The following is a 19,230-nucleotide window of genomic DNA, read 5'->3' as shown; positions in this document are numbered from 1 at the left end:
CAGGGTATTCCCTCGCGCCTATGAATCCAAACTGAACTGCACATCCTATTGACAATGGAAGTCATATCAGCGAGTCGGCAGGACCGTGGTGACTGCGGGCTAGCAACAGTGTATGAGGTCAGGCGGCGTATTGGAGTTGGCCAACCGCCCCCTCGAATAGCGCCTTCTGCTTGGCGTTGAGTTGCTCGCTCTGGACCCAGAACTTCGGCACTGTGGCGTCGTCGAGGCAAGTTTCTGAAGTCCATAGACGTCCATCTAATTTAGATGCACGCCATCTTCACGAGTCCAGCCGGAAAATTCAACGTGTGATGACTGGCCGCTTACAGTTGATCCCGCGCGAAGCGCAAACATACGCGGGGACCGAAAGCGGTGAAGAAGAAAGGCTATGTGGCCGGATGCGTAGCACGGCGACACGTTTTTACCGCCCGTGTCATCACGGCTGGACGGTGTCGTCTAATCACCTTGAAAGCGGTGGGATTTAGACCGCCATTAACAGGTGCCGAGTGAGGCCTTCTACTCACATGTAGACACCGTGCATCGCACTTGATCGGGTATGGCTGTGTCCGACGCGGGGTCGTGCAGAGGCTCGGGAACATTCCACACCATGACTTTAGGGTTGTCGGTGCCGAGCGCCATAAGGTAGACCCAGAGCGCGTCACCTTTCCAGGAAAATGCGATCGTGACAACGCGAAACCCCTCGGGCACGCGGATGTTGGCTACGGGGGTTCCGCTGCGCATGTCGAGGACGGCGATGGGTGCGTTGCTCGCGTCGCTGCTCGTGGCCAACAGGCGGCCGTGTGCTGTGCGAGCAAGGCCGCTGGGGTAGTGCACCGTGGGCGTGTTCAGATCCCATTGCGGCAGGCCGCTTTTGAGATCGACGATACGATAGTAGCGCTCGCCGGAAATCGTCACCGGGGCCATTCCCCAATTTGCCTCCAGGCTGCCGAAGATCAAATTCTCGGTGCTGGTCTTGACGGTCTTGGTGACACGTCCCGTATCAGGAGATATGCCGTAACCATCGCGGTCGGCAAGCCAGAACAGCCCGTCATTGAAATGGACGCGACGGCTAGAGACCCGGGGCGCGACATGTTTCTGGGTGTCGACGGCCTCGCGGCGCAGACTGCTGTTCCACAAATGATGGGTGAGCACGCCATTTTTCTCCGAAAGGCTATAGAGCGTGTCGCTCGCCCGGATCGCCGCGCCATGCCCCGGCTGGACTACCCAATCTTCGATAGGCCGATCCTCAAGACCGGACAGCGGGTGCGCGACGGCCTTGGTTTTGTCCAGACGCCACGACAACAGCACCGGGGCGAAGATCGTGTCGCCATGGCTCATGCCCCATAGCGTGCCGTTCGGATCCAACTTCAGGCCCGCGGCGCCGGGAAAGTAGGGGGCCGTACTCTGACGTTCCAAGCTGCTCGCCTTAAGCACCAGACGATGCGTCTGCGGCCAGCCCGAGATCAAGGCGCTGCCGTCGGGCAGTGCCAGCAAGCGCCATCTGTCGTTGTCGTAGCGGCGAAAGTTGGCTTCGTCATCGGGCAGGTCGAAAGTGGGGGCCTCTTGGACAGGCGCGATACTGCTCGCCACCTTAGGTACCTGGTCGAGCGGAGCGTGGCGATCCGGTGTCCGCATGATATTCGCGGCCTCGGCCAGTGGCATGGCATGCAGGTCGGCCGCCAGTTTGCTCATGGCGCGTTCGAACGCCGGACTTACTTTGTCGTTGACTTGTGACTCACGCTCGATATGAGGATCGGGAAAGCAGGTCACGCCGACCAGGCAGCTCACGAGCCGTAGTCTTTTGGTGGTGACGGTTTCCATGCCGCCGAACCAGACCAGGGTCATGGGGCCGCGATTGAGGGGCGACGAAACATCCATGATGACGCCGAAGTCGTCGACAACCTTGGAGCGTCCTGTTTTTCGGGTGAACGTCCAACGGTTGATGCGTTGCACGAAAAAAGGAACGTCTTTCAGATCGTCGTAATTGTATTCCCGCTGTTGTTGGATGGCTTGCTGAAACTGCGTCTTCTCGTCCGGTGTAATGGTTCCTGCCGCCAAGGCCATGTCCAGCACCGATGATGCTTTTTGGGACACTTCCTGGTTGAGCTCTTCCTGCAGGGTGGGTTGGTTGGCCAGGCTGATGGTGACCCAATAGGACTCCATTTTTGACAACGCTGCGGATCGGTCCTTCCACCGAAAGCCTTTGAGACCCGCGCCATCGATGCCCTTTTCAAGCATTGCTTTGACGTTGTCCAAGGGAAGCGGCACCAAAAAATAGATGCCAGGCTTGTAGTTATGACCGTCATGCCTCATGCTCAGCTGAGCCGGGATCGGCGTGGTCGCTGGCGTGAGCGCGAGGGCGGCCTGGCTTGCCAATAGTCCGAAAAGCAGTATCCAGGCTCGCGGCCCGCGTATTACCTTCTTTGATCTATAGCTATCCATGTTCGTGGTTACCTGCTCTTGTTGGATACGGTCGTCATGACGCGGTTGTATGAGGTCATTCAGAATTCGGAATTCGGAATTTAAAGCACGTTGGCGCGGCACGATCGGCCTCTGTCCTGGGCTTCAGGTTGGCGCAGAGGGTGCTCAGGAAAGCGTGCCATTCAGATAGTTAATTACGATCGCGCGCTCAAGTCCCTACGGGCTGCCGGCGCCATCCGCCGCTGCGCTGCGAGCGCCGATGCGGCGGCACGCGACGTGCGCTATGCGATCCCCTCGGCTGTCAGCATCCGGATGCAGCCGCTGGCCCAGGCTGATGATGGTGTCGGGCACCACAGCGTTGGCGGAGTCCGTGCCGATGCCCATGACGAACGAGCGATCAGCACAATGACTCAAGGGCGCAGCGCCTTGAACAACACAGCCCAGTTGCCTTGCGCGTTGTCGAGCAATTCACCCAGCTGCGTCCTCGCCACGGCGGCCAGCTCCGCAATCGAGGTGTCGTCCGGTACACTCTCCTCGCCTGAGATAAATGGGATGGCCGCTTTGATCTCCGTGGCATGGGCCTGCCAGCCGCCCGCTGCGGCAAGAAGGTGAGTCAAGTGGTAGCTGATCGTGAATCCCGGAACGATGGAGTTGGCCTGCTCCGCGCGACGAAGATCATCTATCCTGGCCTTCAAGACTTCGCTGGAGAATGTGTTGTCGTCGGGGGCATCGCACAGCTCTGAGTCATCGATCGCGTACTCGACCAACTCACTCCAGTACGCATGGTCATGTGCACCATCGGTTTGCAACATGTACCGGCTCGCGAACGCCGCCATCTGCTTCGGGCAGTCAATCAAAGGCGACACCACATAATCGAACCCGGGAGCGTAGCCAAAAAAATACCGGACGTCGTCCAGAACCAGCGATTCGATTCCGCCCACGTGACCTACGTACTTGTCCAGTGGGACAGGCACGGCCAAGGGTGCTGGTCGGTTGAGTACATTCCTCAAGAAATCAAACAGCAAATTGGGCCTCTTTAGCCATGAGCGTCGCGCAAGGTGTCAGCGCTTCAGCGATTTCAGGAAATAGATTGACGGCCCACCGCCCAGGGCAGGAACTTGTCAATCCGGCGATGGCGCAGGCGCGCCTCGGGATCGGTCCCGTTAAACAGGGCGCGCCGAGCAGCGCCTTGGATTTGTCGACATTGGCGGTGACCACGCCGAGGATGTTGTCCATCTGCTTCTGGATCGCCGCTGCCGTGACCAACGCTTCGAGGCCCTGACGGACTCGGTGTAGTTCACGTGCGGAACTCCACGGTGGAGCACCCGTTAAGCGCCGCCAAGCGCTGCACTGCCTCGCCGATGCGTAACCGAAACTCGCCCTCGTCTACTGATTTATCCTCGACATGGACACTTAGCACCTCGAAACGCCCTTCGGCACGATGTGCCTTGCAGTCGGCCCGGCCTGCAAACCGGTCCCCGATCAGGATTGGAAGACAGAAATAGCCGAAGACACGTTTCGCAGCCGGCAGATAGCACTCAAGTCGGTAGTCGAAGCCGAACAACTGGCTCAAGCGCTCTCTGTGGATGACAACGTTGTCAAACGGGGAGAGGAGCCTGACCGAATTGAACGGGCTCCGCGCAACGCGCTCAAGCGCATCTCGCTCGACGTAGGCGTCCGACAGGCCCGACGTCTTCAGCAAGACGATCGATCCGTCTTCGACTCTTTCCGCCAGGATCCGACGCACCATTTCCTTCAGCGTCTTTCCCGTCTGCAGGTGCACTAGCTGCTTCACTGTAACGACGCCGTGTGCCCTCAATGCGCTGTCAATGAGGTAGGCTGCATACTCTGCAAGCGTCGGCTCACGCAGATCGATGCCAGAAGGAACTATCCTCTCCGTCAGGTCAAACACCCTTTCCATGCCATTCCTTCCGCGCACCATCAGGTCGCCTTGCATGAACAACTTGTCAACGGCGCGCCGCCCGGGCCCCCAGTTCCACCAGCTTCCGCTCTCCGTTCTACGTTTCTCAATATCGCGCACGCGCAGCGGACCTTCAATGCGAACGCGATCAAGGATCTCGCTCATCAGTCGCTCGTCTACATTCCTGAAGTACCGATTGACCCCGCTTCTAATCGCCGCCATCCGGGGTAAGAAAAAGCGGTAATCCCGCATGGGTAGGTAGGATGCAGCATGAAACCAGTACTCGAACACGTGCCGATCCTGTACCAACCGGCTCAAGTGGGATGGCTCGTAGTCGGGCACTCGCGTCCACAGGATGTGGTGATGCGCGCGTTCGACCACCGACAATGTGTCGATCTGAAGGTAACCCAGGTGCTCGATCGCACGCCGCGTCCCATCTATGCCATTGCCAAAAGGCCGGGACGACGCTAGACCCTGCTGCTTCAGAGCAAGACGCCTTAACTCTTTCATTGTGTCACCTCAGCTGTTCCTGGCACCTTTAATCGCAGGAAATTCCTGCAGCAGTCGATGCAATCCGTCCTGGTATTCTGCCTCCGTCATTTCCGTACTATGTTTCGCGATCAGATAGCATAGGCCCAGTCGCTTGAGCCATTTGGTGTCGATCAGGTAGAACGCCTCGGTTTCTCTGACCTCGACAATGGACCGCCATGGCACCGAGACCACTTTGCCTCCGGGAGGCATTAGCGTCATTTCATCAGGACCAATGCGTACCCGATACGTGCCCTCCAGCCTGGCCAGTTCGGCGTGTATCCGTGATGCAAGAAATCGCTCCAGTGCCTGCATGATGGATTTTTCTGCTGCGTCGTGCAGGGGACGTGAAAGCGAATAGAGTCGATGGCTCAGCGGTCGGAGACAGCGCCGGAATAGGAGTACACACGCGATCGTGAGAATGCCAAGGGCCAGCAGCGGCTCGACCCCAATTCTGCGTTCCGGAAGGTAGAGAGCGATCGCCGAGGCCAGTAGGCCCAAGGCCACCGACACCAGCGCATGCCACCGGTGCATCCACTGATCGATCGCCGCCCTGACAGTTGCGACACGCTGGTTGGCTCGCGCCATGCGAGTGGCTCGTTCGGCATCGGCAAGCACCCGCAGGTCGGGGGCGGTGATTGTGAATATGAGTTCCATTGCCTAGACGATGAATTTCGGGCTTCCCAACGCTTTCCAATCGGCGAAGCGGCGATCCACCAAGGCCGCAAGCTTGTCATAGTTACCCCAAGTATCTTTGACGCCATAGAGCGATGATGGACTAACGCAAAAGACCTCTAGATAATCGTCTATATACCGACTGTCATTCTCCATCCCTTGGTAATACGCCACCGCAAACGCATTGCCATCGTCGGAGAGATCCCGATCGGTCAACTTTTCGTCGAGCACGTCGATAAGGAACCTGACTCCAGTGATTGTCCTTTCACGAAGCAATGAGATTTCATTGCTCGCGTCCTCCAACAATTCTTCGCTGGCGAGATTGTTAAGAAGCATCCATGCGAGAAACATCCCAATATGAGTTGCTCCAGCGGTGAGTGGCAAGTCGCCTGGGAAATCTCCACCGTAGTGCCAAGATGCGTCGTCATATTTCATGATTTGTATCCACCTAGGAAAAGGGGGCGCAGATACGCCTCTCGATCGACCCCATTTTGCTTGCGGGTCTCGATCAGTGTGCAGGCGATGCCTCCCCGCTTGCCGCCGGTAGTAACGCCGGCGAACATCGCGAAAAGACCACCAGAGTTTAGCCGTTTTGAATAGCTCTCATTGGAGTAGCTCGCCCGGATTGCTCCGTGCGGGAGGAAGGAGCCGACTCTTGGCAACTGGTGGTTCAGCAACACCTGGCTCACTGCATTGTCGTCGTGAGATCCTGTCCCACCTTCCACTCGCGCGCCAGCCGCTCGGCCTCAGCCCGCTGTTTGGCGGTCAGGTCCTCCTCGATCTCGGCGCGCAGTTTCATGCCCTCCGCCCTTGGCTTGGCCCCGCGGGTCGATAGCAGCACCCAGGCGTAGGCCAGTACCCTGTTGCGCGGCACGCCCAAGCCATTTTCGTAGGATATCGCCAGGTTCAACTGGCCAAACTCATTGCCCTGCACGGCGGCCTTCCGAGACCATTTCACGCCTTCACGCTTGTCGCTCAGGAGCATGCCTTCGCCGTTGAACAGCGCGGCGCCCAGGTTCGCCTGTGCGCCCGCAAGACCCTGCGCCGCCGCCTTGCGCAGCCATTTGACTGCCTCGCGGTCGTCCACTGGCCCGCCTTCGCCGAAGTGGTACAGGTTCGCCAGGTTGAGCTGGGCCCGCGCGTAGCCTTGCTCGGCAGCTAGGCGGAACCAGCGCCTCGCCTCGACGTCGTCCTTGGGCACACCGTAGCCGTCCCGGTACATACTGCCCATCTCAGTGCGCGCAAACGCGTCGCCCTGCACGGCGGCCTTGCGCAGCCACGCCATGCCCGCCTCTAGGTCCTTCTTGACGCAAGTGCCAAAGTAATAGGCAGCAGCCAGCTTCGTCTGGGCCGCGACCGCGCCGGCCTCGGCCAGTGCTTGCAAGGTCGTGGTGGCGGGCTTGCACTTACCACCTCTCATCGCCGCATGCAGGTCCTCGGTCTCGTCAGCCCAGGCGCTGCCGGTGGCCATGGAAATGGCAGCGAGGCTCAGTATCAGGGCTCGACGTGCTTCACTTTGCTTCATGTCGCTTTTCGGTATGGTATGCCGCAAGTTTACTGGTGACATGCTGTCAATGAAATCGGACAAGTCCTAAATGACGCGAATGCGGCGTACTTACTAATCTTCGGTTTTTGACGAGTAGTACATGGGAGTCATTGGCAACAGTGGCGTAGCGCTCCCCATACGGTTGCTAAGGACGGAAGGGACGAGACCGGAGGCCATGATCGTGCGTGACCCCATCGCGGCCACGTTCCGCGGCATGCGCAGCAGTGCACCGCAGACAGCGAATATAGCGACGCTGATCGGGAAGACCAACAGCGGCACCGTGGTACTGGCCCAGGCACGACTGTCGGCTGCTTGAAGGAAACGATTGGCGACGGGTGTGGCGTATGGCGCGGTCGATAGCTCGCTGTTTAGGACGTGTCCGATTTCATTAGCGGTATGCCGCCAGTACACTGGCGGCATACCTTATCGAAGAGCGATATGAAGCAACAGAATACACGCCGAGCCCCGATGTTGGGACTCGCCGCTATTTCCGTGGCTGCCGGCAGCGCCTGGGCTGACGAGGCCGAGGACTTGCGTCAAGGATGACAGAGCGGTGGGCATGGCGTGGCCACGGGGGTGCAGCAGGGCGAGGCGTTGCCTGAGCTGTCCGGCGTACTGTTCGGGCAGGCCGTGGCAAGCGTGTCTCGCGATAGGTGCTTGCCTTGGCTGTGTTCTCGCTCCATTTCAGCCCTTCGTCAAACTGAGCCGGTCGGAGGCGTTCGACGGGAAGAGCACGGTATGCGCCAACGGCATCGCTACCCGGACCGTCCTGTCCGGCGGTCGCACCGAACTGGGCCCGGGGCGTCGCCGCTTCACTGGGCACGAGCCACCGCCTGTATGTCGACTACGAGTATGCAAGCGGCTCCAGGCTGGACGAGCCGTGGTCGGTCAGCATGGGCTACCGGTATATCTGGTGATCCCAGTCCCAAGCCCCGCGAGCGTATCGTCAGTTGGACCTACGCGCCATGTTTGCCAAGCCCCCTGGAGCAGGGGTGAGCCTGGATGGTTGCAGCACGCCTCGTGGCGAGCGGAATTCGGAAAATTCGTCTGAATCGAACGAACACTTCTGGCGAGCTCAGTGTCAGCGGCAGGGTACAACGCGTCTCCGTGGACGCCCCATGGAAGGCAGATCCCTGCCCAGTGGGCGCGACGATTGCATCAAGATAACCTGAATACGAACAAGGACCGCTTTGATCCCCAATAAGGAAGTAGCATGACTCATCCACGAACCCCGCCGGCCTCCGAAGCACTCGCATTGTTTCGCCACAGTCGGATCGGCCCCATTTTCTTAGCCATTTTTGCCGCCGTCCTGGCCGGCGCGTCAGGCTTTGTACTGTATCTGAGCACGATTCTTCCGGTGAGTACACGGCATGCAGCCGCGCCCATCCGGTACCCTCACGTGAATCTGGGCACCCCCGACAATCTGAGCCTCCACCATGGCAGTTCCGCTTTCATGGCGATACTGGCATTAATCGTGCTGCTGCAATGCTATATGGTGATAAGGCGGCGCAAGAGCCGTTTTGAACTGCACGAAGACGGGGTGGTTCATCAGATCGGCGAGACGCGCACCTATGCGCCTTTTGCCGCCATCCAGGATGTCTATCTGTTTGCAAGTGGCCAAACCGCCCTTGCAGGATTGATCAACAACTTTGCCTACCGCACCACGCCGGAACAGAATTGGGTCCTGGTATCCGGCGAGCTCAGGGGCTTCGACGATTTTATGGACGAATTCCGTACACGCCATGTTGCTCATCGCCTGCCCGTCCTGGAACAGCAAATCGCGGATGGCCATCGTGCCACTTTTCGCTATATCCGAACTACGGATTTCTACATAAAACGCTGGATTGGCCGCTTCCTGGCTCTGAAAACGCAAGAACTGGCACTCTCGAACGAAGGGCTGCACGTTGATGGCGTCACCTGGCCTCTCAGCACGCTAAAACGTCTCGAACTGGGCAAATGGACCGAGAGATTGACCATTCAAGACCTTGGGGGGGAAACCGCGTTCTCATGCATGGGCACCGGCATACTCAGTTCCGACGTGTTCATCGAACTGGTTTGCGAACAGATCGGCCAAACGCAGGCACATACCTGACATTGGGATATGGCCCATTTCCCGCCCACGTCTCGCCGCGTGGAACGCAATGGGAAAGCCGAAGTACATCGCAATTGTTCGATCTCGGCCGCGGAGGACGAGCGTCTCGCTTGCAGATGTCCAACCTCGCCTGCAAGGCTATCTTGGCCAGACCTTCGCCGCTGGCCTTGTAGCCGCATCCGTCGGCGGTGCCGTCGTCTTCGGCACGATCCGGACTGATCCGGTTGCCAAGCGGGATCAGGCGATTTCTGAGCTGGAGCGCACGCTGCAGGACCAGGACGTGAACCGTGACGATGCGTGCGTAATGGAAGATGACTCGGAGCGGGTCGATCACCCCCAGGTTGACGCGCTACGATCTATGCAAATTTGGCCAGCCCCGCCTCCTCGCCCGAAACATAAGGCACGGCGAGACCAGCAGTTCCAATTCGAGCAGCAGGCACAGGCCATCCTGCTGCTCAGCCACCGTCCGCAACGACGGACTCGTTCCGATGACTGTTAATCATTGTCTTCTCAAAAAAAACGCAACTCTTACGATCACGATGAGAATTTCAGCACTGATACCAATTTTGGCAGCCCTGATCCCGCCACTCAGCCAAGCCCAGGAGAGCGACGACTCTCCTCCGTACCGCTATCCGACGGTAACGGCTAGCGGGCAGCAGCACAGTGATTTCGTACCGCGCGGCTGGAGGGTACTGGCAAGCGCCGCGGGCGATCTGAACAACGACGGCAAGGCGGATGTGGCGCTGGTGCTGCAAGGCAACGATGCCGCTTACCGACGCAAGAACGATGGCCTCGGAGAGTCGGAGATCGATGCCAATCCGCGCATGCTGGTGCTGGCCCTGTCCAACGCCCATGGCGGTTTCAATAAATTCCTGCAGAACAACGCCTTTATCCCTCCGCACGACAATCCGGTGGCTGACGATCCCTTCGACGGGATCGCCATCGAACGCGGCCTGCTGATGGTGTCCTTTCGCCAGTCGTCGATGAGTGCAGGGACCTGGGACACAAGCACCACGCGTTATGCCTTCCGCTACCGGCAGCAGGCGATGACCATGACTGGCTACGACTACAACTATTTTCATCGAGGCTCCGGCGAGGAACGCAGCATTAGTGCAAACCTCTCGACGGGCAGACGACGAATGAGTCGCACCGGCCTGGAAACTGGCAAGGCCGCTGTATCGTGGAAACGCATGGATGCGCGGCAGATCCCCTCCCTTGAGCGTATCCATAAAGACGGCATTTCGCAGGGACTAGTGCTTTTCGGAGATTGAGTAGAGGCAGTGGGAAACGCTCTGGTTGTCGTGTTCGGGAACTAGGGTAGCTATGCGATCCAATACTCCTCGAACACCTATGATGGTGTCGAGTACCACGGCGTTGACGGAGTCCGTGCCGATGCCCATGACGAACGAGCGATCGATCTTGAGGAAATCGGCATGGAGCTGTTCAAGGTAGGGCAGCGAACTCTGTCCCGTGCTGAAGCCGTCGAGCGCCCAGAGCACGCCCTGAATCGGAGGATTTGTCTGGTGGCCTCTCTGGGCGGCCCCCTTGGGCGCAAGAGTGATGGCGAACCCTGCGCCAAAACGATCTGGATAGGCATGCAGCGAACAATGCCTGCCGCCTTTCTGATTCAGGCGCTGCGGGAGGATTCATGCGTTCTGTATAACGAGATGCCGTTAGCCCTCCTTCTTGGCTATCTCGATTTCAGATTTTAGCTGGGTCCATACCTTCGCAAAAATTAGACGTATAAAACGCCTTGTCACAGCGGATAGACATTTACCAACCACCCCCTGTTCAGCCCTCTTCTTGATAAGTGATTCAATATCCACTAGTAGTTGCTCTTCGTCGAAGTGCCACCAAATAGATGGCGTCGGTGTCAGCATATTGCTGATACAAACGGGTGCCACTCTTTCAAACAGAGCGAACTCAACCTCCTCAATGGAGTAATATTTTGCCACCTCCGCGATTTTTTTGTAGTCGACCTCGCTATCAACAAACAAATCAGAGAGCGCCGACCGGAGTTTCCGTTGATCTAACTGATTTTCCATTTGGTAAACTCCTCTATCTCATCATCCATGGAGTCAGGCGGTTTCGAGGCAGCCCAGTCAGATGTAACCCCAGCAACCAACATCAATCCGATTGAAAATTTCCGTTGCGTTTGGCATCGCAGGATGGAATGACTTCATTTCCATCAGGCAGTCGCGTGTACTGACGGTATTCCTGAGCTCCATCTGCGGACTTGCTGACACAAAAAACAGCCGAATAACTATCTCTTGGCTGGTAAGCATCACTAATTCGAAACACATAAGTCCTATTTGCTTCGAGCCTCAACGGAAAATTATTTATTTTATGGTAATATAATTCATAGCCATCTGGCGCAACACCAAATACGATGCAATCGCCAGGCTTTAGCACTAATGGTCTGGCGCCCGCTTCGAGTGCAGCCCCCCAAGAGCTGGGATTTCTTGCATAGCTATCATAGACTGATATCCAGCCGACTAAAAACGCCTTCCCTGCGTCCTTCGGCAGGCAAATAGCAGGCTTACTGTCAATCGAATCAATGTCGGCAGTCGCCTTACGTCCAAATGATGTGGCGTTAGCGAAAGCCCCAATTTCTAAAAATAGTCCAACCAATACAAGTGCTGAATATTTCATGCTTTCTTCGCTCAAATAGGAAGGTTGTTGCATAAATCCGGTGGCGCGAGCTGACGTTTTCGCGCAACAGTCGGGGCGGCAGGTCTGTCAACTTTCCGGGGAATTGCGTAGCTTCTCGATTTTTCCCGGGAAGATGCGCAAGGACGGGCACAAGCGAAACGAGCCGAAGGGGGTCTATCGTGTCAGGAACCGGGCGGGCTACCGCGCTGGCTTGATTGCGAGAGGTGACGTGACGATGTGGGTCGACGAAAGCGTACCGGGCACGGTTCCCGATGGCACGTTGCCCAGGCTGGGGCAGCCGCACATCCACTCGGACGCGACGATTCAGATGCTGCTTGGGCTCAAGCAAGTCTTCCATCTTCCTCTGCGGGCTCTGCAGGGCTTCGCGTGCTGCCTGCGCAAGCTCGCATTCCCCGAACTGCCGGTATCGAATTGCGATCGAAGGAAGTCCCTGTGGGACGCGACGTTGAGCCGCCGTGCGCGGGAGCTCGCGGTGACGTTGCCAGCCATGTACACCGGTGAGTCGATGCACCTGCTGGTGGACAGCACTGGCGTGAAACTGTATGGCGAAGGCGAATGGAAGGTGTGCAAACACGGCTATTCGAAGCGGCGCACCTGGCGCAAGGTGCATCTGGCCATGGATGCGAATACCGGCCAGGTATGCGCGGCACCGATGACGCCTCAAGACGTCGCCGATGCCGACGCGTTGCCCGATCTGCTCGATCAGATCCCTGAAGACGTGCCGATTGGCACCGTCGGCGGTGACGGCGCGTATGACACGAGGCAGTGTCATGATCAAATCGAAGCGCGCAACTTGCGTTGCGTCGCTTCGAACCACATGCTTCATGTCGTCGAGAAACGGCATGGCGAGCACCTGCCGTACCCGCTGGCGTTCGTCTGAAGGCTTACCTCGGATCTGTTCCTCGATACGGTAAAGTGCGCGAGAGCTCATGCACCACAGGCTCGCACGAGCTCTCGTCAATCACTGTCACTGGCAGGAGGGTCAGATAGGGGTAGAGGCGGTGCCAGGACAAACACCGCCCCTACCGGGATTAGCGCTTCGACGCGCCCGTCTTCCCGCCAAGCAACGGGTTGGGATACTCGCAGCCCAACTCTACCCGCCCCTCATACTCGCGCGCCACGATCCACGCACCGCGTGTGCTTTCGCGGGCCAGGCCCCGGCCGGCCACGCCGCGCAGACCGAGCTGTTGGGCCACGGCGTCGAGATCGGTGGCGCTGGTGATGCCATAGGCAGTGTAGTTGCCGAGTTGGTAGGAGCCGAACCGCACGTTAGTGGCGGTCAGGCCGGCGACGTTGACGGGCTTCGGAGTGCGATACACGTCTGAGGCAAAGCCGCTCAATTCTTCATTCTTGCTCCAGCTTGGCAGTCCGCCGTCTTCCAGCGCGTCGACATAGGCGGCCACACCGCTGGCTTCGCCCTTGCATTCGAGAAGGGAGGACAGCGACGGCAGCTTCGCCGCATGAACGTGCGGGGGTCCGCCGATGACAAGCATGACAGCACTCAGGCGCAGCAGTTGTTTTTTCATTCCTATTTTTTCCGAAGTTGGGATTGGGTCAATATTGGCCATCAAGGGGGCACACAGCGCGACGAAATCCGATGCCGCTCTTCTTGGCCTTTCCATAGCGCCGTCTTTTCCCGACACAGCGCCACTACGTTGTCGAACCGAGTCATAACATTCCTGCCCTTGGCCACTTCGAATAGCTCTCATTGAAGCAATAAGGTGCTCGCTCGGATCGCTCCGTGCGGGAGGAGGGTGCCGACTCTTGACAACTGGTGGTTCAGCAACACGTGGCTCACTGCATTGTTGTCGTGAGATCCTGTCCCACCTTCCAATCGCGCGCCAGCCGCTCGGCCTCTGCCCGCTGTTTGGCGGTCAGGTCCTTCTCGATTTCAGTGCGCAGTTTCACGCCCTCCGCATCCGGCTTGACCCCGCGGGTCGATAGCAGCACCCAGGCATAGGCCAGTACCCTGTTGCGCGGCACGCCCAAGCCATGTGAGTAGGCTATCGCCAGGTCCAACTGGCCAAACTCATTGCCCTGCACGGCGGCCTTCCGAAACCAATTCACGCCTTCACGCTTGTTGCTCAGGAGCATGCCTTCGCCGTTGAACAGCGTGGAGCCAAGGTACACCTGCGCATCCGCGTCGCCTTGCGCGCCGGCCTTGCGCAGCCACACCGTGGCCGCCTGCATGTCCATCTTGATGCAGGTGCCAAAGTAATAGGCCATAGCCAGCTTCGTCTGGGCCGCGACCGCGCCGGCCTTAGCCCGCGCTTGCAAGGTGGTGGTGGCGGGCTTGCACTTGCCAGCCTCCATCGCCGCATACAGGTCCTCGGCCTCGCCAGCCCAGGCGATGCCGGCGGCCATGGAAATGGCGGCGAGTCCCAGTATCAGGGCTCGGCGTGCTTCACTTTGCTTCATGTCGCTCTTCGGTAAGGTATGCCGCAAGTTTACTGGTGACATGCTGTCAATGGAATCGGACACGTCCTAATTATTGAGCGTTGTCTGCGCCTTCGCTGTTATTGGCGCGGTACGCTTCCCACATCCTGTGCAATCCAGATTAATTGAGTGGGTTCGGCAGAGCCTACCGTGCCCAATCACCGACATTCGCGTACAGTACGGGGGCTCAGTTCTATTGAAGTTTTCCGTTTTGACGAGTCTTAAGCTTGCAGTGAGCTCATCTGCATCGGATGCCTTCTTCGGGGCCATTTCGGTACCGAAGTTGTCTGACTCACGGCGACCGCGAGAAGTGGCTTCTATCTGTCAACGAAGGCAATATGCGGGTACCGCGATCCACCGCGCTGGTCCAGATGCTAAGCAGCGACGAAGCCGAATGTTTGCAGAACAACGTCGATGAACTGTGAAGCAGGGGCTATTGAATTTCCGGCCATGGGAATATTCCGTTCAGTACTTACGTGAAATCAATGGTGTTCGGAACGCCGCTGCGAGCAACGGCGTACATGAGCGGAATACACGTGCACCGAGTGGCCACCGCTTCGGCTTAGTGGCTTGCTTGAGTAATGAGGAGCAAAGCTACAGCATGACCTTCAATCTTGAATGCACCGTCTCGCGCTTTGAGCACGATGGATGCAGGGTGCATCAGTATGGATCCGGGGCAGATACTTTCCATACCAACGCCTTCATCGTCGAAACCGCGAAGCAACTGGTCATCATCGACACGATGATGACCGTATCCGAAGCGCGCGGACTCAAAGCCTATGCCGGATCCATCGGCAAGCCGCTGGCAGCGATCCTGATCACGCATGGCCATCCGGATCACTACAACGGCGTTGGCCAGCTCCGCGATATCGCCGGCAAGGTCCCGGTGATCACAACGCGAGCGGTCAATGCGGCCATCCACGGGAGCGTCGATAGCAAAGCGCTGAAGTGGAAGCCGATCTTCGGTGCCGAGTGGCCCGATGACAAGTTCACCGCAGACAGGTTTATGGCGACAGGCGAAGCGATGTGGATCGATGGGCTTCGCTTTGAACTGGTGGAACTCGGCAAGGGCGAATCTGCCTGCGATACCTGCTGGCTGGTCGGAGAGAGCCGGCGGGCAGTCTTCGTTGGCGACGTCGTGTTCAATGGCGTGCACTCGTTCATGAACGATGGCCACTCGACGCAGTGGCTGCACAGCCTGACGCAATTGGAATCCATCCTGATGCCGGAAGACAGCATCTACACAGGCCATGGGCAGCCCGGAGCGCCGGCCATGGCCGTACCTGAGCAGCGGCGCTACCTCGAACACTACCGCCAGACAATTCGCCTGCTGGCATGCGGACGGCCCTGGCTCGATGGAGCTGCCAAGGGCGCCTTGGTGTGCGAAATGAATGCGTATCTGGGCACTGACAGATTGGCGGTGTTCGTGCAGGCAGGTGCCGACGCCGTGGCGCGGGAGTTGGCAGAGCAGCAGCCTGGGGATTGACCTCCCCCATTTTCCCTAATGAGGACCGGGTTGGCCCCAATCCCATCGTCTGCTCGGCGGAACAGCAGCACAGGAGTATCGCTAGGCGTTAGCACCGCCGCGGCATCATGGTCATTCCATTCTTACTGCGGAAAAATTGTCCGCAGCGCCTCACGGCGTGCGAGTGTCGGCACTGCCGACGAATCAAGTTAGGCAGCGGCATGAGCGCGCCCGCAACCGGACAAGTCCTATTTTGTGAGATTTGCCGCATCGAGAGGTGCTTGACATCTTCCAAATCTTCGCGTTGAACAGAACCGTTTTAGCTGGCCTCGGCCCCGTCCGATCTCGGTTATCGGATCAATCCCTGTCAGTTCACCTGACGGCCTTGAACGTTGCTCGGTCCATGAAATGGCAACGGATCCCTCTGGGATCTTGGATGTGATCAAAATCTGATTGATTGTCCCAGCTGGGGGTTCTAACACTCCCGCCGGGATGTGTGGACTCCCTTTTTTCATTTTAGGAGCCCATCATGTCGCAATTCCAATCCGCTTCCCAGCAAGCCCAATCGCAGTACTTCGATCTCCACATGTCTGGTATCGGCTATCTCTCACGCGTGCGTGATGTGCCGACCGACAATGGTCCTGTGCTCGCCTGCAATATCGCTGCTCTGCGTGGCAAACGCGATGACGCCCAGTACACGTACTGCGACGTCTACGTCGTCGGCCAACGCGCCAAGGAAATCGTCAAAATGCTCGAGCAGGATGTACTCGCCGATCGGAAAGTCTTGATCGGCTTCAAGCTTGGCGATCCGTCTGCCCAGGCCTATGAGGTCAGGGATGGCGAATCGCAAGGCGAAATCCGTACTGTGATTCGTGGGCGCTTGCTCAAGATCACGATGGCCAAGGTTGACCAGGAGTTTGTCGATCTGCCGGAAGACGAGAATCAGCCGCAACATCGTCCCCGGCAGAACGACCGACGCTTTGGCAACCAAGGACGTCGCAATGACAACGATTCGCGTGGACGCCAGTTCTCGCGGGACCAAGGTCAAAGCAACGTCCAACGCAACCGCGATGGCCAAGACGAAAATTCACGTGCACCGCAGTATGCACGCGATACTCGCCAAGGCAATGCGCAGCAGTCTCGCGATACGAATGGCTCGCAAGGCCGCCAGTTTTTGCGGAACACGAGCCAAAGTACTGGCTACAGCCAACGTCCCCGCTGTACCGGGTCGTATGCTTGAGTCGCTGACCTGGTGGGTTCTGAAGGGGTTCTCCCTTTCGGAACCTCCAGGTTGTCACAGGATGTTCCCGGTTTGTGCGTTGTCCGGCCAATTCAACGCTCAGCAAGCTCTGCTTGCGCCCTTAGGATGAAACTGGGTCTCTGAAATGGTTTCAGACCGGAACTCCCTGAGTCTGCACGCCTCCCACGCTGCGTCCTCACGGATGCGCAGGCTCACAGTAGCCGGCCATGTAGCAGCAGGGCGTTGGACTGAACCCCCACGTTCCAATGATTCACCCGCGGCCATCTACTGATGGCTGTTCCCTTTCCACCCTTGCGGGCTGACGCCGCCGGCTCGGGAAACTGGTGCGTCTGCCGCTCAATACTGACGGGAGATCTCACCATGTATTTGTTTTCTCAACATAGTACGGCCGACCACTACGTCGACGTTCCGCCCGGTTTCAATTTCGATGCCGCGTTTGACGATGACGTTGTCAGTCCGAGCCACCGCGAGGACCGCGCTACCAGGCACGCTCCGTGTGATGACCGTCAGCTCTTTGGCGACAGTATTTTTTACGAACGCCTCGAAGCCGGCTTGTGTGTTGTGCTGGAAGAAGGTCTGTCACGGTTCCAGCGCTACGCGCAACAAGGCCGGCTCATTGAGCTTGGTTATGCCTTCGACGGCGCGACCCGCTGCTGGTGACAGCGGCAGCCGTCCCGGCTGAGGGAAAGAAGATCAGGGTCAACGCCGAATACTGTGTGGAGTTTCATAAGCACAGCAAATGCGACGTGACATATTTCAAGACGATGTTGGAAGTCACGACATTCATCGAAGCGAACTTCCGCCATTACGGGGAAGGATTCAAGGTCGACGGCATTAGCTTTCGACCCGCCCGCTTTGACTGGGATTTGTTCGGCGAACTCGAGGAAGAGGGCGATCGGTGAGGTGTTGCTGACGCCGTGATGTTTCCAGCCGCCTGGGGAATCCGTCCCCTGGGATCGATTCCCGCTGTTAGGAGAATCGATATGGAGGGAAATCGCAAATCGTTCTGGCAGCACTGGAACGACTGGCTCTCGCAGGCTTCCGATCATGAACTGGAAGTGCTGGAGCGCTATCTGCGGCTTGCCGCAAAACGCAAGGGAAACACGAGTGTCTCCGGGGACAACCTGGTGCGCCTGTGGATCCGATGCTGAAGTAGGTATCAAACACAGCTTGACTCCTGCAATGGCTATTGATCCCAGCGGGGAAATCGCTTCCCTGTCAAGGGTGACGATTTCCCTCGCCTTCGATATGCATGGTGTTGGAGATGTCACCGATGGAGCGAGGATTGAGCGCAGTGGCACCGCCCCGGGGCGGCTTTTTTGTCACTCGTCTCCTTGCCGATCATTGGAGTTGCGAGCAAGGCAGATGAAGGGGCGGCCGTAATCCTCTCGTATATTTGCGAATAGCGGACAACCGCTCTGCAAGCGGCCAAAGGAAGTGATAGACTAGTCAGGTAACTAGTTATATGGGGCAATCATGAAAGCATGGTCTGTTCAGGACGCCAAAGCGCGTTTCAGTGAATTTCTCGACGCCTGCCTCTCCAGCGGCCCACAGATGGTGACCAAGCGCGGCACCGAAGCGGCCGTCCTGGTGCCGGTGGCAGAATGGCGGCGATTGCATGCGGCAGCCAAGCCGTCCCTTAAGGACCTCTTGCTCTCCGACACGGCCCGCACGGAATGTCTCGTGCCGCCGCGTGGCGCCGCACGTCGCCGACGTGTCGTCCCAGCTCACTGAATGCATCGCATGTACCTGCTCGACACCAACGTCATCTCTGAACTCCGGCGGCCTCGCCCTCATGGTGCGGTCGTTGAGTGGCTCCAATCGGTGACCGACGACAAGCTCTTCCTGTCGGCCGTGACCCTGGGGGAGATTCAGGCCGGCATCGAACTCACGCGCGACCAGGACGTCGCCAAGGCTGGCGAAATCGAGCGATGGGTGGATCTGGTTTCCGCCGTCTACAACGTGCTGCCTATGGATGCAGGCACCTTCCGCCTGTGGGCGCGGTTGATGCACCGGCGTTCCGAGACGCTGTACGAGGATGCCATGATCGCGGCAACGGCCAAGCAGCACCATCTAACCGTCGTGACGCGCAATGTCAGTGATTTCGCGGACTTTGGGGTCGACCTGTTGAATCCGTTCGAGCCGCATCGGTAGGGAACGCCCGCGGGGGCAAGGGAGAACGCATGAGTGGTTTTCGTCGCGAAGTGCGCAGCGC

Annotated in this window: 25 protein-coding genes and 2 pseudogenes; 13 read left to right on the top strand and 14 right to left on the bottom strand. The window is 58.3% G+C overall.

The features are described 5' to 3' along the window. Positions 1-513: 513 nt before the first annotated feature. The 8 genes from AC1RQC_RS10905 to AC1RQC_RS10870 all read right to left on the bottom strand — a co-directional run bounded on the left by AC1RQC_RS10905 (position 514) and on the right by AC1RQC_RS10870 (position 7,067). Entirely contained in the window at positions 514-2,541 is a 2,028-nt protein-coding gene (locus AC1RQC_RS10905) for a YncE family protein (RefSeq protein ID WP_492883289.1), read from the bottom strand. Positions 2,542-2,634: 93 nt separating this feature from the next. Then, positions 2,635-2,832 (bottom strand): hypothetical protein, encoded by a 198-nt coding sequence (locus AC1RQC_RS10900; protein WP_253933394.1) that lies wholly within the window; start codon positions 2,830-2,832, stop codon positions 2,635-2,637. After that, positions 2,829-3,359 (bottom strand): hypothetical protein, encoded by a 531-nt coding sequence (locus AC1RQC_RS10895; protein ID WP_492883287.1) that lies wholly within the window; start codon positions 3,357-3,359, stop codon positions 2,829-2,831. Before AC1RQC_RS10895 ends, AC1RQC_RS10900 begins: the two co-directional genes overlap by 4 nt. A 73-nt stretch (positions 3,360-3,432) precedes the next feature. Further along, complete coding sequence (locus AC1RQC_RS10890) at positions 3,433-3,654, bottom strand: hypothetical protein (protein WP_492883285.1); 222 nt, start codon at positions 3,652-3,654, stop codon at positions 3,433-3,435. Between the two features lie 61 nt (positions 3,655-3,715). Further along, on the bottom strand, positions 3,716-4,849 hold the full coding sequence (locus AC1RQC_RS10885; RefSeq protein WP_492883283.1) for a winged helix-turn-helix domain-containing protein: 1,134 nt from the start codon (positions 4,847-4,849) through the stop codon (positions 3,716-3,718). Between the two features lie 9 nt (positions 4,850-4,858). Beyond that, on the bottom strand, positions 4,859-5,524 hold the full coding sequence (locus tag AC1RQC_RS10880) for a hypothetical protein (protein ID WP_492883282.1): 666 nt from the start codon (positions 5,522-5,524) through the stop codon (positions 4,859-4,861). 3 nt (positions 5,525-5,527) lie between these two features. Next, positions 5,528-5,977 carry a DUF7832 domain-containing protein gene (locus tag AC1RQC_RS10875; protein ID WP_492883280.1) on the bottom strand — a complete coding sequence of 150 codons (450 nt, stop codon included), beginning with the start codon at positions 5,975-5,977 and terminating at the stop codon, positions 5,528-5,530. Positions 5,978-6,227: 250 nt separating this feature from the next. Further along, the gene (locus tag AC1RQC_RS10870) at positions 6,228-7,067 is read right to left on the bottom strand and encodes a tetratricopeptide repeat protein (protein WP_492883278.1); all 840 of its coding nucleotides are present in this window, start codon (positions 7,065-7,067) and stop codon (positions 6,228-6,230) included. Positions 7,068-7,263: 196 nt separating this feature from the next. Here AC1RQC_RS10870 and AC1RQC_RS10865 point away from each other — a divergent pair, with 196 nt between their 5' ends. The 4 genes from AC1RQC_RS10865 to AC1RQC_RS10850 all read left to right on the top strand — a co-directional run bounded on the left by AC1RQC_RS10865 (position 7,264) and on the right by AC1RQC_RS10850 (position 10,451). Next, complete coding sequence (locus tag AC1RQC_RS10865) at positions 7,264-7,404, top strand: hypothetical protein (RefSeq protein WP_492832512.1); 141 nt, start codon at positions 7,264-7,266, stop codon at positions 7,402-7,404. A gap of 897 nt (positions 7,405-8,301) precedes the next feature. Further along, positions 8,302-9,180: a hypothetical protein gene (locus tag AC1RQC_RS10860; RefSeq protein WP_492883276.1), complete on the top strand. Its 879-nt coding sequence runs from the start codon at positions 8,302-8,304 to the stop codon at positions 9,178-9,180. Positions 9,181-9,229: 49 nt separating this feature from the next. Then, entirely contained in the window at positions 9,230-9,679 is a 450-nt protein-coding gene (locus AC1RQC_RS10855) for a hypothetical protein (RefSeq protein ID WP_492883274.1), read from the top strand. Continuing rightward, entirely contained in the window at positions 9,669-10,451 is a 783-nt protein-coding gene (locus AC1RQC_RS10850; RefSeq protein ID WP_492883272.1) for a hypothetical protein, read from the top strand. The genes AC1RQC_RS10855 and AC1RQC_RS10850 overlap by 11 nt, the downstream gene beginning before the upstream one ends. Here AC1RQC_RS10850 and AC1RQC_RS10845 read toward each other — a convergent pair. Continuing rightward, the gene (locus tag AC1RQC_RS10845; RefSeq protein ID WP_492883270.1) at positions 10,431-10,679 is read right to left on the bottom strand and encodes an EAL domain-containing protein; all 249 of its coding nucleotides are present in this window, start codon (positions 10,677-10,679) and stop codon (positions 10,431-10,433) included. The two genes, AC1RQC_RS10850 and AC1RQC_RS10845, sit on opposite strands and share 21 nt — an antisense overlap. Here AC1RQC_RS10845 and AC1RQC_RS10840 point away from each other — a divergent pair. Beyond that, positions 10,614-10,892 (top strand): IS4 family transposase, encoded by a 279-nt coding sequence (locus AC1RQC_RS10840; protein ID WP_492883268.1) that lies wholly within the window; start codon positions 10,614-10,616, stop codon positions 10,890-10,892. The two genes, AC1RQC_RS10845 and AC1RQC_RS10840, sit on opposite strands and share 66 nt — an antisense overlap. Here the strand turns inward: AC1RQC_RS10840 and AC1RQC_RS10835 are convergent. Together AC1RQC_RS10835 and AC1RQC_RS10830 are read right to left on the bottom strand one after the other, a co-directional pair. Continuing rightward, positions 10,854-11,225: a DUF7079 family protein gene (locus tag AC1RQC_RS10835; RefSeq protein WP_492883266.1), complete on the bottom strand. Its 372-nt coding sequence runs from the start codon at positions 11,223-11,225 to the stop codon at positions 10,854-10,856. The two genes, AC1RQC_RS10840 and AC1RQC_RS10835, sit on opposite strands and share 39 nt — an antisense overlap. Positions 11,226-11,307: 82 nt before the next feature. After that, positions 11,308-11,865, bottom strand: coding sequence for a hypothetical protein (locus tag AC1RQC_RS10830; protein WP_492883264.1), 558 nt, complete (start codon positions 11,863-11,865; stop codon positions 11,308-11,310). A gap of 100 nt (positions 11,866-11,965) precedes the next feature. Between AC1RQC_RS10830 and AC1RQC_RS10825 the strand changes: the two are divergent. After that, positions 11,966-12,643 (top strand): annotated as a pseudogene (locus AC1RQC_RS10825) (IS5 family transposase); the annotation flags it as partial. Here the strand turns inward: AC1RQC_RS10825 and AC1RQC_RS10820 are convergent. From AC1RQC_RS10820 to AC1RQC_RS10810, 3 genes and pseudogenes are all read right to left on the bottom strand, one after another. Beyond that, a pseudogene (locus AC1RQC_RS10820) lies at positions 12,637-12,772 on the bottom strand (IS66 family transposase); the annotation flags it as partial. The pseudogenes AC1RQC_RS10825 and AC1RQC_RS10820 sit on opposite strands and share 7 nt — an antisense overlap. 112 nt (positions 12,773-12,884) lie before the next feature. Continuing rightward, positions 12,885-13,379 carry a hypothetical protein gene (locus AC1RQC_RS10815; protein ID WP_492883262.1) on the bottom strand — a complete coding sequence of 165 codons (495 nt, stop codon included), beginning with the start codon at positions 13,377-13,379 and terminating at the stop codon, positions 12,885-12,887. A 268-nt stretch (positions 13,380-13,647) separates the two neighbouring features. Further along, positions 13,648-14,271 carry a tetratricopeptide repeat protein gene (locus AC1RQC_RS10810; RefSeq protein ID WP_492883260.1) on the bottom strand — a complete coding sequence of 208 codons (624 nt, stop codon included), beginning with the start codon at positions 14,269-14,271 and terminating at the stop codon, positions 13,648-13,650. Positions 14,272-14,890: 619 nt separating this feature from the next. On the opposite strand from AC1RQC_RS10810, the gene AC1RQC_RS10805 reads away from it, so the two are divergent. From AC1RQC_RS10805 to AC1RQC_RS10775, 7 genes are all read left to right on the top strand, one after another. Beyond that, the gene (locus tag AC1RQC_RS10805; protein WP_492832492.1) at positions 14,891-15,775 is read left to right on the top strand and encodes an MBL fold metallo-hydrolase; all 885 of its coding nucleotides are present in this window, start codon (positions 14,891-14,893) and stop codon (positions 15,773-15,775) included. Between the two features lie 508 nt (positions 15,776-16,283). Then, the gene (locus AC1RQC_RS10800; RefSeq protein ID WP_492883258.1) at positions 16,284-16,994 is read left to right on the top strand and encodes a DUF3577 domain-containing protein; all 711 of its coding nucleotides are present in this window, start codon (positions 16,284-16,286) and stop codon (positions 16,992-16,994) included. 381 nt (positions 16,995-17,375) lie between these two features. Beyond that, positions 17,376-17,675, top strand: coding sequence for a hypothetical protein (locus AC1RQC_RS10795; RefSeq protein ID WP_492883256.1), 300 nt, complete (start codon positions 17,376-17,378; stop codon positions 17,673-17,675). An 86-nt stretch (positions 17,676-17,761) separates the two neighbouring features. Further along, positions 17,762-17,917 (top strand): hypothetical protein, encoded by a 156-nt coding sequence (locus AC1RQC_RS10790; RefSeq protein ID WP_492883254.1) that lies wholly within the window; start codon positions 17,762-17,764, stop codon positions 17,915-17,917. 81 nt (positions 17,918-17,998) lie between these two features. Further along, complete coding sequence (locus AC1RQC_RS10785) at positions 17,999-18,166, top strand: hypothetical protein (protein ID WP_492372329.1); 168 nt, start codon at positions 17,999-18,001, stop codon at positions 18,164-18,166. A gap of 325 nt (positions 18,167-18,491) precedes the next feature. Further along, positions 18,492-18,749, top strand: a complete 258-nt coding sequence (locus AC1RQC_RS10780; protein ID WP_492883252.1) for a type II toxin-antitoxin system Phd/YefM family antitoxin — start codon at positions 18,492-18,494, stop codon at positions 18,747-18,749. A gap of 9 nt (positions 18,750-18,758) precedes the next feature. Further along, positions 18,759-19,169, top strand: a complete 411-nt coding sequence (locus AC1RQC_RS10775; protein ID WP_492372326.1) for a type II toxin-antitoxin system VapC family toxin — start codon at positions 18,759-18,761, stop codon at positions 19,167-19,169. Positions 19,170-19,230: the final 61 nt, after the last annotated feature.

The sequence above is a fragment of the Cupriavidus sp. GW822-FHT03E04 genome (assembly GCF_058801495.1).
The sequence above is the reverse complement of the archived record's forward strand: the minus strand, read 5'-3'. Positions and strand labels throughout refer to the sequence as shown.

What these genes read in the sequence shown, in the direction of transcription:
- AC1RQC_RS10890 (WP_492883285.1), bottom strand. Translation starts at nt 3,654, where the DNA reads ATGGACAACATCCTCGGCGTGGTCACCGCCAATGTCGACAAATCCAAG.
- AC1RQC_RS10885 (WP_492883283.1), bottom strand. Translation starts at nt 4,849, where the DNA reads ATGAAAGAGTTAAGGCGTCTTGCTCTGAAGCAGCAGGGTCTAGCGTCG.
- AC1RQC_RS10880 (WP_492883282.1), bottom strand. Translation starts at nt 5,524, where the DNA reads ATGGAACTCATATTCACAATCACCGCCCCCGACCTGCGGGTGCTTGCC.
- AC1RQC_RS10875 (WP_492883280.1), bottom strand. Translation starts at nt 5,977, where the DNA reads ATGAAATATGACGACGCATCTTGGCACTACGGTGGAGATTTCCCAGGC.
- AC1RQC_RS10870 (WP_492883278.1), bottom strand. Translation starts at nt 7,067, where the DNA reads ATGAAGCAAAGTGAAGCACGTCGAGCCCTGATACTGAGCCTCGCTGCC.
- AC1RQC_RS10865 (WP_492832512.1), top strand. Translation starts at nt 7,264, where the DNA reads ATGATCGTGCGTGACCCCATCGCGGCCACGTTCCGCGGCATGCGCAGC.
- AC1RQC_RS10860 (WP_492883276.1), top strand. Translation starts at nt 8,302, where the DNA reads ATGACTCATCCACGAACCCCGCCGGCCTCCGAAGCACTCGCATTGTTT.
- AC1RQC_RS10855 (WP_492883274.1), top strand. Translation starts at nt 9,230, where the DNA reads ATGGGAAAGCCGAAGTACATCGCAATTGTTCGATCTCGGCCGCGGAGG.
- AC1RQC_RS10850 (WP_492883272.1), top strand. Translation starts at nt 9,669, where the DNA reads ATGACTGTTAATCATTGTCTTCTCAAAAAAAACGCAACTCTTACGATC.
- AC1RQC_RS10840 (WP_492883268.1), top strand. Translation starts at nt 10,614, where the DNA reads ATGGAGCTGTTCAAGGTAGGGCAGCGAACTCTGTCCCGTGCTGAAGCC.
- AC1RQC_RS10835 (WP_492883266.1), bottom strand. Translation starts at nt 11,225, where the DNA reads ATGGAAAATCAGTTAGATCAACGGAAACTCCGGTCGGCGCTCTCTGAT.
- AC1RQC_RS10830 (WP_492883264.1), bottom strand. Translation starts at nt 11,865, where the DNA reads ATGCAACAACCTTCCTATTTGAGCGAAGAAAGCATGAAATATTCAGCA.
- AC1RQC_RS10815 (WP_492883262.1), bottom strand. Translation starts at nt 13,379, where the DNA reads ATGAAAAAACAACTGCTGCGCCTGAGTGCTGTCATGCTTGTCATCGGC.
- AC1RQC_RS10810 (WP_492883260.1), bottom strand. Translation starts at nt 14,271, where the DNA reads ATGAAGCAAAGTGAAGCACGCCGAGCCCTGATACTGGGACTCGCCGCC.
- AC1RQC_RS10805 (WP_492832492.1), top strand. Translation starts at nt 14,891, where the DNA reads ATGACCTTCAATCTTGAATGCACCGTCTCGCGCTTTGAGCACGATGGA.
- AC1RQC_RS10800 (WP_492883258.1), top strand. Translation starts at nt 16,284, where the DNA reads ATGTCGCAATTCCAATCCGCTTCCCAGCAAGCCCAATCGCAGTACTTC.
- AC1RQC_RS10795 (WP_492883256.1), top strand. Translation starts at nt 17,376, where the DNA reads ATGTATTTGTTTTCTCAACATAGTACGGCCGACCACTACGTCGACGTT.
- AC1RQC_RS10785 (WP_492372329.1), top strand. Translation starts at nt 17,999, where the DNA reads ATGGAGGGAAATCGCAAATCGTTCTGGCAGCACTGGAACGACTGGCTC.
- AC1RQC_RS10780 (WP_492883252.1), top strand. Translation starts at nt 18,492, where the DNA reads ATGAAAGCATGGTCTGTTCAGGACGCCAAAGCGCGTTTCAGTGAATTT.
- AC1RQC_RS10775 (WP_492372326.1), top strand. Translation starts at nt 18,759, where the DNA reads ATGTACCTGCTCGACACCAACGTCATCTCTGAACTCCGGCGGCCTCGC.